The sequence below is a fragment of the Sandarakinorhabdus limnophila DSM 17366 genome, from assembly GCF_945882885.1.
GTDB lineage: Bacteria > Pseudomonadota > Alphaproteobacteria > Sphingomonadales > Sphingomonadaceae > Sandarakinorhabdus > Sandarakinorhabdus limnophila_A.
The window spans coordinates 36555-50175 of record NZ_CAMCWT010000013.1 but is presented as its reverse complement, the minus strand read 5'-3'; the positions used below and the strand labels follow the sequence as shown (position 1 = coordinate 50175).

The 13621-nt window shown below is 63.6% G+C and carries 17 protein-coding genes and 1 pseudogene; 9 read left to right on the top strand and 9 right to left on the bottom strand.

All coding sequences use genetic code 11. The annotated features are described in order from the left end of the window. A partial coding sequence (locus Q7O19_RS04605; RefSeq protein WP_303808966.1) for a 3-hydroxyacyl-CoA dehydrogenase NAD-binding domain-containing protein occupies nt 1-194 on the bottom strand: 194 nt, incomplete at its 3' end. 51 nt (nt 195-245) lie between these two features. On the opposite strand from Q7O19_RS04605, the gene Q7O19_RS04600 reads away from it, so the two are divergent. Together Q7O19_RS04600 and Q7O19_RS04595 are read left to right on the top strand one after the other, a co-directional pair. Continuing rightward, nucleotides 246-1025: an SDR family oxidoreductase gene (locus tag Q7O19_RS04600; protein ID WP_303808965.1), complete on the top strand. Its 780-nt coding sequence runs from the start codon at nt 246-248 to the stop codon at nt 1023-1025. A gap of 155 nt (nt 1026-1180) precedes the next feature. Next, the gene (locus Q7O19_RS04595) at nt 1181-1471 is read left to right on the top strand and encodes a hypothetical protein (RefSeq protein WP_303808964.1); all 291 of its coding nucleotides are present in this window, start codon (nt 1181-1183) and stop codon (nt 1469-1471) included. A gap of 61 nt (nt 1472-1532) precedes the next feature. Here the strand turns inward: Q7O19_RS04595 and Q7O19_RS04590 are convergent, their stop codons facing one another. Then, entirely contained in the window at nt 1533-3098 is a 1566-nt protein-coding gene (locus Q7O19_RS04590) for a long-chain-fatty-acid--CoA ligase (RefSeq protein WP_303808963.1), read from the bottom strand. 92 nt (nt 3099-3190) lie between these two features. On the opposite strand from Q7O19_RS04590, the gene Q7O19_RS04585 reads away from it, so the two are divergent. From Q7O19_RS04585 to Q7O19_RS04570, 4 genes are all read left to right on the top strand, one after another. Then, on the top strand, nt 3191-3502 hold the full coding sequence (locus tag Q7O19_RS04585) for a YggT family protein (RefSeq protein ID WP_303808961.1): 312 nt from the start codon (nt 3191-3193) through the stop codon (nt 3500-3502). Further along, on the top strand, nt 3499-4368 hold the full coding sequence (gene folD, locus Q7O19_RS04580) for a bifunctional methylenetetrahydrofolate dehydrogenase/methenyltetrahydrofolate cyclohydrolase FolD (protein ID WP_303808959.1): 870 nt from the start codon (nt 3499-3501) through the stop codon (nt 4366-4368). The genes Q7O19_RS04585 and folD overlap by 4 nt, the downstream gene beginning before the upstream one ends. Before the next feature lie 23 nt (nt 4369-4391). Beyond that, nucleotides 4392-5039 carry a MarC family protein gene (locus Q7O19_RS04575; RefSeq protein WP_303808967.1) on the top strand — a complete coding sequence of 216 codons (648 nt, stop codon included), beginning with the start codon at nt 4392-4394 and terminating at the stop codon, nt 5037-5039. A gap of 70 nt (nt 5040-5109) precedes the next feature. Next, the gene (locus Q7O19_RS04570) at nt 5110-5775 is read left to right on the top strand and encodes an SDR family NAD(P)-dependent oxidoreductase (protein ID WP_303808958.1); all 666 of its coding nucleotides are present in this window, start codon (nt 5110-5112) and stop codon (nt 5773-5775) included. 84 nt (nt 5776-5859) lie between these two features. Here the strand turns inward: Q7O19_RS04570 and Q7O19_RS04565 are convergent, their stop codons facing one another. From Q7O19_RS04565 to Q7O19_RS04555, 3 genes are all read right to left on the bottom strand, one after another. Then, entirely contained in the window at nt 5860-6072 is a 213-nt protein-coding gene (locus Q7O19_RS04565; protein WP_303808957.1) for a PEPxxWA-CTERM sorting domain-containing protein, read from the bottom strand. Beyond that, the gene (locus Q7O19_RS04560; RefSeq protein WP_303808956.1) at nt 5996-6556 is read right to left on the bottom strand and encodes a hypothetical protein; all 561 of its coding nucleotides are present in this window, start codon (nt 6554-6556) and stop codon (nt 5996-5998) included. The genes Q7O19_RS04565 and Q7O19_RS04560 overlap by 77 nt, the downstream gene beginning before the upstream one ends. A 559-nt stretch (nt 6557-7115) precedes the next feature. Further along, nucleotides 7116-8336, bottom strand: coding sequence for an argininosuccinate synthase (locus tag Q7O19_RS04555; protein WP_303808954.1), 1221 nt, complete (start codon nt 8334-8336; stop codon nt 7116-7118). Nucleotides 8337-8405: 69 nt separating this feature from the next. Between Q7O19_RS04555 and Q7O19_RS04550 the strand changes: the two genes are divergently transcribed. Then, nucleotides 8406-8828: a DUF1801 domain-containing protein gene (locus tag Q7O19_RS04550; protein ID WP_303808953.1), complete on the top strand. Its 423-nt coding sequence runs from the start codon at nt 8406-8408 to the stop codon at nt 8826-8828. 208 nt (nt 8829-9036) lie between these two features. Continuing rightward, entirely contained in the window at nt 9037-9618 is a 582-nt protein-coding gene (locus Q7O19_RS04545; protein ID WP_303808951.1) for a chemotaxis protein CheB, read from the top strand. A gap of 163 nt (nt 9619-9781) precedes the next feature. Here the strand turns inward: Q7O19_RS04545 and Q7O19_RS04540 are convergent. After that, a pseudogene (locus Q7O19_RS04540) lies at nt 9782-11275 on the bottom strand (S10 family peptidase). A gap of 51 nt (nt 11276-11326) precedes the next feature. Beyond that, nucleotides 11327-11635 carry a hypothetical protein gene (locus Q7O19_RS04535; protein WP_303808949.1) on the bottom strand — a complete coding sequence of 103 codons (309 nt, stop codon included), beginning with the start codon at nt 11633-11635 and terminating at the stop codon, nt 11327-11329. 47 nt (nt 11636-11682) lie between these two features. On the opposite strand from Q7O19_RS04535, the gene Q7O19_RS04530 reads away from it, so the two are divergent. After that, entirely contained in the window at nt 11683-12150 is a 468-nt protein-coding gene (locus tag Q7O19_RS04530; RefSeq protein ID WP_303808948.1) for a hypothetical protein, read from the top strand. Here the strand turns inward: Q7O19_RS04530 and Q7O19_RS04525 are convergent. Further along, nucleotides 12128-12817, bottom strand: coding sequence for a hypothetical protein (locus tag Q7O19_RS04525; protein ID WP_303808946.1), 690 nt, complete (start codon nt 12815-12817; stop codon nt 12128-12130). The genes Q7O19_RS04530 and Q7O19_RS04525 overlap by 23 nt on opposite strands. Further along, nucleotides 12814-13497 (bottom strand): DJ-1/PfpI family protein, encoded by a 684-nt coding sequence (locus Q7O19_RS04520; protein ID WP_303808945.1) that lies wholly within the window; start codon nt 13495-13497, stop codon nt 12814-12816. The genes Q7O19_RS04525 and Q7O19_RS04520 overlap by 4 nt, the downstream gene beginning before the upstream one ends. Nucleotides 13498-13621 lie beyond the last annotated feature (124 nt).

Here is a 13621-nt window from a genome sequence, read left to right as displayed (position 1 = left end):
GCCGCATCGGCGTGTTCCTGCGTCAGCACGCCCTTGCCCACCTGCCGCGCCATGTTCTTCGTGATGGTCGCCTTGGCCGCTTCGCAGCGCTCCATCGCCACGTCCGACAGGATGACATCATACCCGGCCTGCGCCGCCACATGGGCGATGCCATTGCCCATCAGGCCTGCGCCAATCACACCAACGGTCTGCATGTCGCCCTCTTCCATCTTGTCGTTTTTCTGTTCGGGGGCGATAGCAGGGCAATGAGAAGACTGGAAGGCAAGACCGCTCTTGTCACCGGTGCCGCGCGCGGCATCGGCGAAGCCATCGCCCGCCGCTTTGCCGCGGAAGGGGCGTTGGTGTGGGTGACCGATATCGATCCCGCTGCCAAGGCCGTGGCGGACAGCATCGGCGGGCACTTTGCCCTACTCGATGTAACCGACGAAGCGGCGTGGGATTTGGTGATGGCTGACGTCGGCCCGCTCGATATCCTCGTCAACAACGCTGGCATCACCGGGTTCGAAGGCGCGCCGGCCGCGCATGATCCCAAACATGCCAGCCTGGCCGATTGGCGGCATGTCCACGCCGTGAATCTTGATGGCACCTTCCTCGGCTGCCGCGCCGCGATCCGGGCGATGCGGCCGGCGGGCAAGGGCAGCAGCATCAATATCTCGTCACGCTCCGGGATCGTCGGTATCCCGGCGGCGGCAGCCTATGCCAGTTCCAAGGCGGCAGTCAGGAACCACAGCAAATCGGTGGCCTTGTGGTGCGCGCAGCAGGGGCTGGCCATCCGCTGCAATTCCATCCACCCGGCCGCGATCATGACACCGATGTGGGAACCGATGCTGGGCACAACGCCGGCCGAGCGCGAAGCAACGATGAAGGCCTTCGTCGCCGATACGCCGCTGAAACGCTTTGGCACGGCAGACGAAGTCGCCGCCATGGCCGCCTATCTCGCCAACGATGAAAGCGCCTATGTGACCGGCAGCGAATTCCACATTGATGGCGGAATCCTGGCAGGATCGGCCGCATCACCTGAGTGAACGCGACCAGTCCTAGCGAATTGATGGGGTATAAGATCAGAATCATGATACAATGATCATTTTGTTACGCTTTGACTGGGCAACACCCGACGTGACCAATCTTCGGTCTGAGGAGTAAAAGCTCATGAAAACATTCATCCGCATCTTGATTCTTGGTGCTGCATCACTTGCTTTGGCTGCCTGTTCGCAGACGACCAAGGAAGGAAGAAACCAACGAAGCCGCCAATTCGGCCGCCGATGATACCGCTGCTAATGCCGAAAAGGCCGGTGACGCGATCGAAAAGGCCGGTGACAATGCCAGCGCTGCCATCGACAAGGCCGGCGAAAACGCCAGCGATGCCATGGAGAAGGCGGGCGACAAGGCCGCTGCATCTGCAGCCGAGGCCAAACAGAACACTGGCGAGGCCATCGAAGAAGTTGGCAAGGACATGCAGCAGCCGAAATAACGGCAACTGCTGAACAAATTGGGGGCAGCCCGGCCACGCGGTCATGCTGCCCCTTTTTGCGTCAGTTCACCTTGCGCTCCCGCCCGGCCCAGAACGGCTCACGCAGGTCCTTCTTCAGGATCTTGCCGCTGGGATTGCGCGGCAGTTCAGCAATGAAGTCCACCGATTTTGGGACCTTGAACCCGGCTATGCGTTCCCGGGCGAAGGCGATCAGCTCCTCCGGCGTCACATCGTGCTTCTTCACCACGATCGCCTTCACTGCCTCGCCCCACTTGTCATCCGGCACGCCGATCACGGCACAATCGGCCACCGCCGGGTGCTCGTGAAGGGCGTTTTCCACTTCGGCCGGATAGATATTCTCCGCGCCCGAAACGATCATGTCCTTCACGCGGTCGTGGATATAAAGATAGCCATCGGCATCCAGGTAGCCAGCGTCCCCCGTCAGATACCAGCCGTCCACCACGGCCTTGGCGGTGGCTTCGGGTTTGCCATGATAACCGCTCATCACGCTCACCGACTTGATGCAGATCTCGCCTACCTGCCCCGACGCCAGTTCGTGGCCATCGCCGTCGATGATCTTCACTTGGTTGCCAGGAAACGGCTTGCCGCAACCGCGCATGCGGGCGTTGCCGGCGGGATCATGATCATAAGGCGGCAAATAGACGACCGTGCCGCAGGTTTCGGTGGCGCCATAGCACTGGATGAAGCCGGCATTGGGAAACGCCGCCATCGACCGGCGCAGCACATCAAGCGGAATCGGCGAGGCACCATAGTAAAGCTCGGTCATGGCGGTGAGATCGGCCGGCACGGCTTCCAGATACTGGCAGAGGGCCAGCAGCACGGCCGGAACGGCAAACATGCGGGTGATGCGTTCCCTGGCGATGGCGTTCACCATGCCCGGCACATCGGGGCGCGGCAAAATCACCATCGTGGCGCCGGCCTCCAGCGCGTGCAGCGCCCAGCCGCTGCCACCGATGTGGAACAGCGGCATGGCGACCAGCGCCACGTCATGTTCGTCCCAGCGGCCCCAATCCTCCCCGGTCAGCCGGCCCTTTTCGATGGTGCCGAGCAGCTGACGGTGGCTGAGCAGCCCGCCCTTGGGAAAGCCGGTGGTGCCGCTGGTGTAAAGCTGCAGCGCGACATCATCCGGGGTGATGGCGGGCATGAAATCATCAGCGGCATGGCCCGCAATCCACTCGGCAAAGGCCGGGCGGTGCTCGAACGACGCATCGAGCAGGATCACGGTCTTCAGATCGGTCGTGGCTCGCGCTTCGTCCACCAGCGGCAGGAAACCGGTTTCCGAAACGATGATGCCGATGCCCGCATCCGACAGGATATAGGCGATTTCGCGCGCCACCAGCCGGGCATTGATCGCCACCAGCACCGCACCCAGCCGGAAACAGGCGCACATCAGCGTGACATAATCGGGATGGTTCAGCGCCAGCCAGCCAACCCGATCGCCCCTGCCCACCCCGGCGCTACGCAGCGCCGCCACCGTTTGCAGCACACGTTCATGCAGATCGCCATAGCTCCACACCGCGCCGTCCACCCGAATGGCCGGCTTATTCGGCGCGCTGGCGGCATGATGCCCGGTCAACGCCGCCAAGGTCGTGAAATTGCTGTCCATGCCGGTCCTCCCCGGGGATTTTCTGCCTTAGGGGGCGCGATTTTGCCACTCTCCATTGCGGGAAGCAGTCGCGGTCTGTAAGGGCCACGGCCATGGATAATACCATCGTCGCCTTCGTGAATATCTTCACCATGATCACCGAAGTGGTGATCTGGGGTCTGATCGTGTGGGCGATCTCCAGCTGGCTGGTCGCCTTCAACGTGGTCAACACCCGCAACCGCTTTGTCAGCGGCGTGCTGGACGCGCTGGACAAGATCTATGGCCCGATGGTGCGCCCGATCCGCCGCATCCTGCCGGATTTCGGCGGCATCGATTTGTCACCGCTGGTACTGTGGCTGCTGCTGCGCGGCTTGCAGATCCTTGTGCCGGCGCTGGTGCTGGATTCGACAAGGCTGCTGCAATGAGTGCTGTGCTGATTGACGGCAAGGCCCGCGCCGCCGCCCTGCGCGCCGAAGTGGCGACTGGGGTGGCCGCGTTCGTGGCCGCCCATGGCCGCGCACCGGGGCTCACCGTCGTGCTGGTTGGCGATGATCCGGCCAGCGCGGTCTATGTCGGCTCCAAGGGCAAGGCCACGCGCGAGGCCGTGATGATCTCGGGCGAACATCGCCTGCCCGCCGATACCAGCGAGGCCGATCTGCTCGCCCTGGTGGCCACATTGAACGCCGAACCTGCAGTGGATGGCATCCTCGTCCAGATGCCGCTGCCGAAACATATCGACAGTGATCGCGTGATTGCGGCCATCGATCCGGCCAAGGATGTCGATGGCCTGCACCCGATCAACACCGGCCTGCTGGTCAGTGGCCGCGACGGGTTGGTGCCGTGCACGCCGTCGGGCTGCATGCTGCTGATCAAGGAAGCCTTGGGCAACATCACCGGAGCGGAAGCCGTGGTGATCGGCCGTTCGATCCTGGTCGGCAAGCCGATGGCCGCGCTGCTGACCAACGCCAGCGCCACCGTTACCGTTGCCCACAGCCGCACCCGCGATCTGGCCGGCCACGTGGCGCGCGCCGATATCGTCGTGGCCGCTGTTGGCATCCCCGGCATGGTGAAGGGCGAATGGATCAAGCCCGGCGCCTGCCTGATCGATGTCGGCATCAACCGCATCGCCTTGCCCGATGGCAAGACGCGCCTTGTGGGCGACATCGATTTCGAAGGCGCCATGGCTCGCGCCGGCTGGATCACTCCGGTGCCCGGCGGCGTTGGCCCGATGACCATCGCCTGCCTGCTGGCCAACACGTTGAAGGCCGCGCGCGCCCGGGCTGGCGCGTGACCGATCTTTCGCTCAACGGCCCGCTGGTCCAGCTGTTCATCTCGGCGTTTGTCACCCTGTTCGTGGTGATCGATCCGCCGGGCTGCGTGCCGATCTTTTCCAGCCTCACCGCCGGCACCACCCCCAAGCACCGCCGCGACATGGCGGTGCGGTCCAGCCTGATCGCGGCGGGCGTGCTGATCGCGTTTGCGTTGGGGGGCGAGGCGTTTCTGTCGGCGCTGGGCATCACCCTGCCCGCCTTCAAGATCGCCGGCGGCCTGATGGTGTTCGTGATTGCCATCGACATGGTGTTCGAAAAGCGCACCCAGCGCCGCGAAACGCGTGCCGAAGGGGTGAAATCCGCCGCCGATGCCGCTGGCAAGCCGCTGGAGGAAGAAGATATCTCGGTCTTTCCAATGGCCATTCCGATGCTGGCCGGGCCGGGATCGATCGCGTCGGTGATGCTGCTGTCGGCGCGCACCGATGGCGATGTCACCCAGGAAGCCGTGGTGCTGGGCGCTCTGGTTACCGTGCTGCTGCTCACCCTGCTCTGCCTGCTTGCAGCAGGCCCGATGATGAAGCTGATGGGCGCCAAGTTCGAAGGCGCGCTCACCCGCCTGTTGGGCGTGGTGCTGGCGGCGCTGGCGGCGCAATTCGTGATCGACGGCATCAAGCAGAGCTTTGGGCTGTAACAGCCGGGATTGCTCGACAGATCAAACGGCGCGGGCCAGACTGACTCCTGCAACTACAGGAGACTCGACCATGCCCTCAGCCCTCATCATCGGTGCCTCGCGCGGCATCGGCCTTGGCCTCACGGCCGAACTGATCGGCCGCGGCTGGGACGTAGTAGCCACCCAGCGCAGCCCGTCCCTCGCCCTGGCCGCCACCGGCGCGCAAGTGGCAACCGTGGATATCGACGATAACGACACGGTGACGGCGCTGGCCGCCAACCTGGCTGGCAGGACGTTCGATCATGTGCTGATCAACGCTGGTATCACCGTTGGCCGCGCCGATACCGCCAGCACCGTGAGCCGTGATGCCATGACGCAGTTGTTCTGGACCAACGCCATCGCCCCGATCCGCGCCGGCCGCATCCTGCTGCCACTGGTGAAGGAAGGCGGCTCAATCGGCTTCATGACCTCGATCCTGGGTTCGGTGGGCGGCCGCACGCACGGCTATGCCGAACTCTACAGCGCCTCGAAGGCGGCGCTCAACAGCCTGAGCCGGGGCTTTGCCGTGCAGGATATCGGCTGCCGCGCCGTTGCCGTGCTCAACCTGCACCCGGGCTGGGTGAAGACCGACATGGGCGGTGCCGATGCCGATATCGATGTCGCCACCAGCGTGAAGGGCCTGGCCGATGTGATCGCTGCGGCGCACCCGCCCGGTCAGGTCTATGTCGACTACAAGGGCAGCAACATCCCCTGGTAGACAGCAGACAGAAAAAGGGCGCCGCTCCGGTGGAGCGGCGCCCGTTCTTGTCGACCAGGGCCGGAAGAACCGACCCTTGCCGGATCAGGCAGCAACGCTGCTGCGACGACGGCGGGCAGCGATGCCGACCATGCCGAAGCCGGCAATCAGCATCAGCCAGCTGGCCGGTTCCGGAACCGCGCTGTCGACCAGGATGTTGTCGATGATCGGACCGGCCGAGTCATTCGGGCCAGCACCGCCAAAGGTGAGCAGCAGCGAACAGCGAACCGGCGCTGGTCGGGACGAACGACAGCGCATAGCTGACGAACGGGCGATTGCGGACCAGCGACTCAGTGTAGGTGCCCATGGTGGAGATGCCCGGGCCAGTGCTGCCGTACGAACCCTGGAAGCCCGAGATCAGCGTGAACACGGCGATGTTTTCGGGATCGGTGAAGCCCAGGGCGAAGTTGAAGATGTCGGCCGGGGTGCCAGCGCGCGGGTTGCCGCTGACAGCGAACGACACCGTGATCACGCGACCAGCGTTGAAAGCGATCGGATCGGACGTGATCGAACCGACGTTCGGCGAACCGACGAGATCGAGGCAGCGACCGGCCGCACCGACGCACAGCACGCCCGCCGTGCCGCTGCTGATGACATCAACACCGCCCGTGACCGTGAAGCCGGGCACGTTGGTGGTGTTGTTGGCACGCGGCACCGTATCGAAATTCTGGCTGAAGATGGTCACGGCAGACGCCGGCATGGCCATCACGGCGGCAGCAGCAAGAGCAGTCAGGATACGCATCGAAATCTCCCTTTGATACGCAGCCCGCCATGCAAACAGCATGCCAAAATGGATGTTTCACGATTTCTGTTTGGGTTTCAAGACGTTATGACCATTACGCAAATGGTCAATCCAAAATGGATGTAAATTATGCCGACAAGTCGGACGCTGCGGTTCAGCGCCCGGTCCTTCCAGGTCGGAGCCTGAAAGTCGGTCATTTTGATCGCTTTGGCCCTCGAAATGACCAGAATGGCGTGTCACATTCATTATGCCTTAAAACTTCTGACGTGAAAATTATAAATTGGTTAACAGCGCGCCGTTCAGGCTTGGCCTGAAGCCGTGGCCCATCCCATTCAGCGTGTGTGTAAAGATTCCCGACCCGGCGCCGGCCTGCCAGCAAGCCGAGCCGATCGGCCCGAAGCCGGCAATCGGCATGACCGGGTTGGGCCCTTCAGGACTGGCTGCTGATCACATCCGAACTTTGAAGCGCATGGCAAAGCCCGCCATACGGCGCAGACGCCGCATGGCCCCACCCCTTTGCGACGCGTCAATCAGTCAGCAGCAATCAAAACCGCAGGGCTCAGCGCCCGTCGCGCCGTCCCAGCAGGCGCAGCCGCAGCGCATTCAGCTTGATGAAGCCGGCCGCATCGCGCTGGTCATAAGCGCCGCGGTCATCCTCGAAGGTGACGATGCCGGCCGAATAGAGGCTGTAGGGCGATTTGCGCCCCACCACGCCCACATTTCCCTTGTACAGCTTCAGCCGCACCGTGCCGGTCACCTTGTCCTGGCTGTGATCGATGGCGGCCTGCAGCATCTCGCGCTCCGGGCTGAACCAGAAGCCGTTATACAGCAGCTCAGCATATTTCGGCATCAACTCATCCTTCAGATGCGCCGCGCCGCGATCGAGCGTGATCTGTTCGATGCCGCGATGCGCGATGTGCAGGATGGTGCCGCCCGGCGTTTCGTACATGCCGCGCGATTTCATGCCGACGAACCGGTTTTCCAGCAGATCGAGCCGACCAATGCCATGGCGCTTGCCCAGCTCGTTCAGCTTCGCCAGCAGGGTCGCCGGGCTCAGCCCTTCGCCATTGATCGCCACCGCATCGCCGCTCTGGAAATCGACGGTGATATACTCCGGCGCATCCGGCGCGTCTTCCGGGTGATCGGTGCGGCTGTAGACATAATCCGGCACTTCTTCCCATGGATCTTCGAGAACCTTGCCCTCGGATGACGTGTGCAGCAGGTTGGCATCGGTCGAGAACGGGCTCTCCCCGCGCTTGTCCTTCGCCACCGGGATCTGGTGCTGTTCGGCAAAGGCGATCAGCGCTTCACGGCTGGTCAGATTCCATTCCCGCCACGGCGCGATGATGCGGATATCGGGCGCCAGCGCATAATAGCCCAGCTCAAACCGCACCTGGTCATTGCCCTTGCCCGTCGCCCCGTGGGACACGGCATCGGCACCCGTCATCTTGGCAATCTCGATCTGGCGCTTGGCAATCAGCGGCCGCGCGATCGACGTGCCGAGCAGATACAGGCCTTCATACAGCGCGTTGGCGCGCATCATCGGAAAGACGTAATCCTTCACGAACTCTTCGCGCAGATCGTCGATGAAGATATTCTCCGGCTTGATGCCGAGCAGCAGCGCCTTGGCCCGCGCCGGCTCCAGCTCTTCACCTTGGCCCAGATCGGCGGTGAAGGTGACGACCTCGCACTGATATTCCGTCTGCAGCCACTTCAGGATCACGCTGGTATCCAGCCCGCCCGAATAGGCCAGCACCACCTTGTTGATCGAATCAGCCATCGTCATTCCCTCACGTTGTGGTTGCGCGCCTATTTGCTAAGCTCCCGCAACGCAAGCGGGGGAGTTACCGTGGCCGACACACCAAAGACATTACCCACCGATGCCAGCGTTCCGGCCTTCCTCGCCGCCCTTGAACCCGCCCGCCGCCGCGAAGAAGCCTTGGGCCTGGCCGCCCTGCTCGAAACAGTCGCCGGCTGCCCACCCGTGCTGTGGGGCAGCAGCATCATCGGCTATGGCATCTATGATTACACCTATGCCTCCGGCCGCACCGGCACCTGGCCCCGCCTCGGCTTCTCCCCGCGCAAGGCGAACCACGTCGTCTATCTGATGGACGGCTTCGACGGCCAGGCCGACCTGCTGGCCGGGCTGGGCAAGGCGACAACCGGGGTGTCGTGCCTCTACATCAAGAAACTGGCCGATATCGATATGGACGTGCTCGCCGAAATGGCTCGGCGATCATGGGCGATGATTGCAACGCGATATCCGGGCTAAGCAAGAGGGCCTCCGGCGGGCAGGGACCCGTCCCTGCACCCGTTTATTCTCGAGCACCCCTCACCTTCCACACGTCAGCCCGGACATGATCCGGCTGCTATGCCATGGGCTCTTCGCCATGGGTAGACTCCACGGCTGCGATGACAACGCACCCGTCGCTAATCTGATGAGCCTGAGATCAAGCAATGCAGAGGAGGGCGCACACACAATGATTGCGCAGGACGTGCCAGTTATCTGCGTGGGGGGGTCGGCGGGTGGACAAGACGCCTATCAACGCTTGCTCCAGAATCTGCCGCCCGATCTCGGGGCGGCGATTGTGATCGTGAACCACCTGCGGACGGTTTCAACCCATCTGCACGAAATTCTGCCGAACTATACCGCCATGCCTGTCGAGCTGATTACCGAAGGTCTCGATATCCGGCCGAACCATGTGTTCATCATCCCATCCCAGCGGGATTTGCATGTCCTGAACGGCGAATTTCGGCTGAAGCCCATCTCCAAGCCGAGAGGATGGCCCGATGTCATCACCGTCTTCCTCCGCTCTTTGACCGAGCACTGGCATGGCAGGCTGGTTGCGGTGATCGTGTCAGGTTACGATGGCGACGGTGCCGACGCCTTGTGCGCCATCCGAAACTGCGGGGGAACGACGATTGCGCAATTGCCGGCCTCAGCGGGACAGCCCGACATGCCCGACAGCGCCATTGCCAGCGGGTGCGTGGATTTCATCCTGGCGCCCGAGCAAATCGCCGATCAGATCATGAAGATCATTCGGCCAGCCAACTCAAACTGATCGTTCGCCCTGGTCTCAGTGATCCGCGTCCATGCACGATCACAATCAACCCGTGCACCTCGAATGGGACGCACCCGCCAAACAGCGCACCCGAAAACGAACGTGGGTGCAGGGGCTCAGCCCCTGCCCGCCGGAGGCCTCCTCATTCCTTTCCGCCTTGGCTTCACTTCTGACGGCGGATGAAGTCCCTCAGATCATTGGACAGTTTCAGTCGATCCTGGCCGCGCACATACATCATGTGACCGGCGTCATAGTAATGGAATTCGGTGCGGCCTTCGGGCCAGCCGGGTCGGTTCATCGAATATTCGGCGAAGTGGAACGGCGTGGCGAAATCATACCAGCCTTGGCCGACCCAGACCTTCGTCTTGCTGTTTTCACGCAAGGTGCGGGCGAGGCCGGGGGCGACGTTGACATAGGCATCGCGGCCATTGCCCAGGCGCCAGTCCCACGGGCCGACGCCTCCGATGGAGACGTAGCTGCGATCGGTCTTGTAACCGATATCGCCGCGCAGATAGGCGTTCACGGCCGCCGGGTAGGAGGCATCAATGCCGTAGAAGCTGGGATCGTTATCGGGCCCTTCGCCGGCATTGTCATAATCCTTGCCGGTATAGCGGGCATCGAGGCGGCCGATGGTGAGGCCGCGATCGCGCAGCAGTTCCTTGTAGAAGCGGCCGGGCGTGACACGCAGATTGGCTTGTTCCAGATAGGTTTCCGACAGGCCGGTGAAGCGGGCCAGTTCCTTGCGGATGGCGGCGCGTTCGGCGGCGGGGAGGCTGTTCCCCTTGATCAGCGCGGTGATGTAGGCGCCGCTGGCAAAGGCGCGGGCTTCGGCCACCCACGCTTCGACGCTGGCGGGCTTGTTCGGGATCTTGTCGTGATACCAGGCGGCGGCAGCATAGCTGGGAGCCAAGCCCATATATTGCATCTCGTTGCCTTCATCCTCGGCCTCCAGACCGAAATCGAGGATGGCGGAAATGAGGATGACGCCGTTGAACGCGACATCATTATATTGCCGGTTCAACTCATAGGCCACGGCGGCCGAGCGGGTGGTGCCATAGGATTCGCCGCCGAGGAACTTGGGCGCGTTCCAGCGGTTGTGCTCGTTCAGCCACAGGCGGATGAACTCTGCGACGGACTTGGCATCGCTGTTAACGCCCCAGAAGTCCTTGGGATCAGTCTTGCCCAGGGCATGGCTCCAGCCGGTACCGACCGGATCGATGAACACCAGATCGGCGACATCGAGCAACGATTCGGGGTTGTCGCTGATGTCATAGGGCGGGGCGCCGTCGTCCTTGGCATCGGGGATGTTCACCCGCTTCGGGCCAAAGGCACCCATGTGCAGCCACAGGCTGCCAGAACCAGGCCCGCCGTTGAACAGGAAGAACACCGGGCGGTTCGGCTCCGGATTGTCCTTCAGATAGGTGGTGGAGAAGATGGCGGCGGTGGGCTTGCCCTCCTTGTCCTACAGGAAGGTTTCGCCAACCACGGCGGTATAATTCATCTTCACACCGCCAAAGGTGCCGCTGCGCTTGGCGACGACGCGGTTGGGGGTTGGGCTGGCTTCGGCAGCCTTTTCAGCCGGCTTGTCGGCGGTTTGGGCGAAGGCGGGTACGGCCAGCGCAGCAGCCAGCGCAATGAGTGAAATGAAACGAGCCATGAACTTCTCCCCTTTGAGCCTCCGGATAGCCGGCAGCCGGGGAGAGTTCAATCAGAAGGCGTCAGACGGCGGGCTCCAGGCGATCGGCGGCGGAGTCACAAGCGGTGCGCGCGGGGCTTCAGGTTGCGGTTCCGGCGCGGCTTCAACCGGGGCTGCTTTCGCCAACTGGCCCAGCCCCCATGCCCCCACCGCCATGGCGGCGAGGCCCAGCGGCGAGACGCGGCGCAGCGCGAATGGCAGCGCGACGGCGGCCACATTGCCGATTGGACCGAGGTGCGATCCCGATACGCGCGCCGCAATCTGGCGGCTGGCGGCTGCGGCAACGGCACGAACGGCAAAGCGGGCAAGCGGATTGGCCATGAGTCGGTTCCTTCTGAATCACAGCATCATAACACAGGTGGCGCGCGGTGTTGCAGCGCGCAAGCCTCGCACCGCGCGGGTCGTCGCGCTATGGGCTCGGCATGTCGCCTGCCAATCTTTCACCTGCAGATGCGTTGTTGCGCCTGTGGATGCTGGCGGAAATCGCCATGGCCGGGCTCTACGGCTGGCTGGGCTGGCGGATGCGCGAATGGCCAGGCGATCTCCCGGCGCCGCAGCCGCTGCAGGCCTTGGAGATCAGCGAGTTCATGGTTCTGTTCGTTGTCGTGCCGGCCGCCGTGGTGGTGGCGCTGCGCTGGCGAACAACCCGGGATCGGCCATTGGCGGCGCTGGCCCTTGCCTATGGCGGGTTGGCGATGTGGTCATTCATCCCCTGGGACAGTGCATTCGAAGATGGTGCCGCGCTCGCCGGAGAGGTGTTGCGGCTGCGCTTCGCCGATGCCGCCATTGCACTGGCCGGCGTCCCCGTTGCGATCAGGGCTTTGCGGCTGGGGTGATTTTCGCGGCGCTGGTGGCGCCTGAAAATGTGTCGACCGCCGTCACCCAAACGGCACCGGCCGGAACGGCGCCGGCAAAACGCCCGGTCTGCCCGGCCCACTGCAACGGCACCGCAGCGCCGACTGACCAGGCCTTCACCTCGAACCGCTTCTCATCCCACAGCGTGCCCGGCGCGATCGGGCAGCCGCACAGCATCGATACATCAGCCACCACTTGGCCGCCCTCGCGCCGCGCCGTGAGCGCCAGGCCGGGCAATTCCACCACCCAGCCATCGCCCACCACCGGTTGGCCGGGGATTAGCCAGCGGGTTTCGGCCTTGGACACCGCCACGCCGGCCGGCTTCATCGGACCCATGATCACCACCCGGATTTCCCGGGGCTCGCTGATGTCGATGCTGGTGGTGAAGTGCGCCGACTTGTCATCCGCCATCGGCGTGCCCCGCGGGCTGCCGGGCATGATCTTCGCGGTGTCACCGGTGCCGCCGTCGATATGCCCCTCGGCCAGCTTGGCGCCGGTGGCGGCATCGGCCAGGACGACATCCACGCTGCCCATGCCGGTGCCAATGAACTTGGCGCCCTGGCTCAACACCCGCACGGTCACTGGCGTCGGCACGGCCAGCGCCGGGGTTGCGCCAAGCAGCGCGGCAATCAGAATAAGGCGGTTCATGGATTTTCTCCCTTCAGGCGGGCGGCAGCAGCCCGCATTTCGGCATCGCGGTGGCCCAGGCGCTGGGCGGTGATGGCCCGCACATTGGCCACGATATCGGCTTGTGCCGAAGCAGGCGTGCCGCCCTCATGGCTTTCCGGATCATATTCCAATGCCAGCCGGATGGTGGCGGCCACGTCGGGCCCGTGCAGATGATCCAGCACCCGGAAAGCGAAATCGATGCCGCTGGTCACGCCGCCGGCGGTGATGATGTTGCCATCAAAAACGGTGCGTTCCGCAACCCATTCGGCGTCGAACAGCGGCAGATAATCGCCCCAGGCCCAGTGACAGGCAGCCTTGCGGCCCTTCAGCAGGCCGGCGGCAGCCAGGATTAGGGATCCCGTGCACACACTGGTGAGCCATTTTAGCCCCGGTGCCTGCACGCGCAGCCAGCCCAGTGTCTCCTCGTCATTCATTACAGCCGAACAGCCATAGCCGCCGGGCACGCATAGCAGATCGAACTGGCCCGATTCAGCCAGGGTGAGCGTTGGCATCAGCGCCAGTCGGCAATCGCTCATCACCGGATCCATGGTCTTGGCGACATACTCCACTTGCGCGCCCGGCATGCGGCTCAGCACCTGGGCCGGGCCGGTCATGTCGAGCTGGGTGAGCTGATCATAGAGCAGAAAGGCGATGCGCATGGTTCAGGCTCCCCTGGTTCAGACTCCGTCTGCGGCCAGCCATAGCGCGTGCGGGGGGCAGCCGCCAGTCTGGCGCATGCCCTGCCCCACCGATGCCGCATTGCAGCACAGCCGGCCCTGTGCT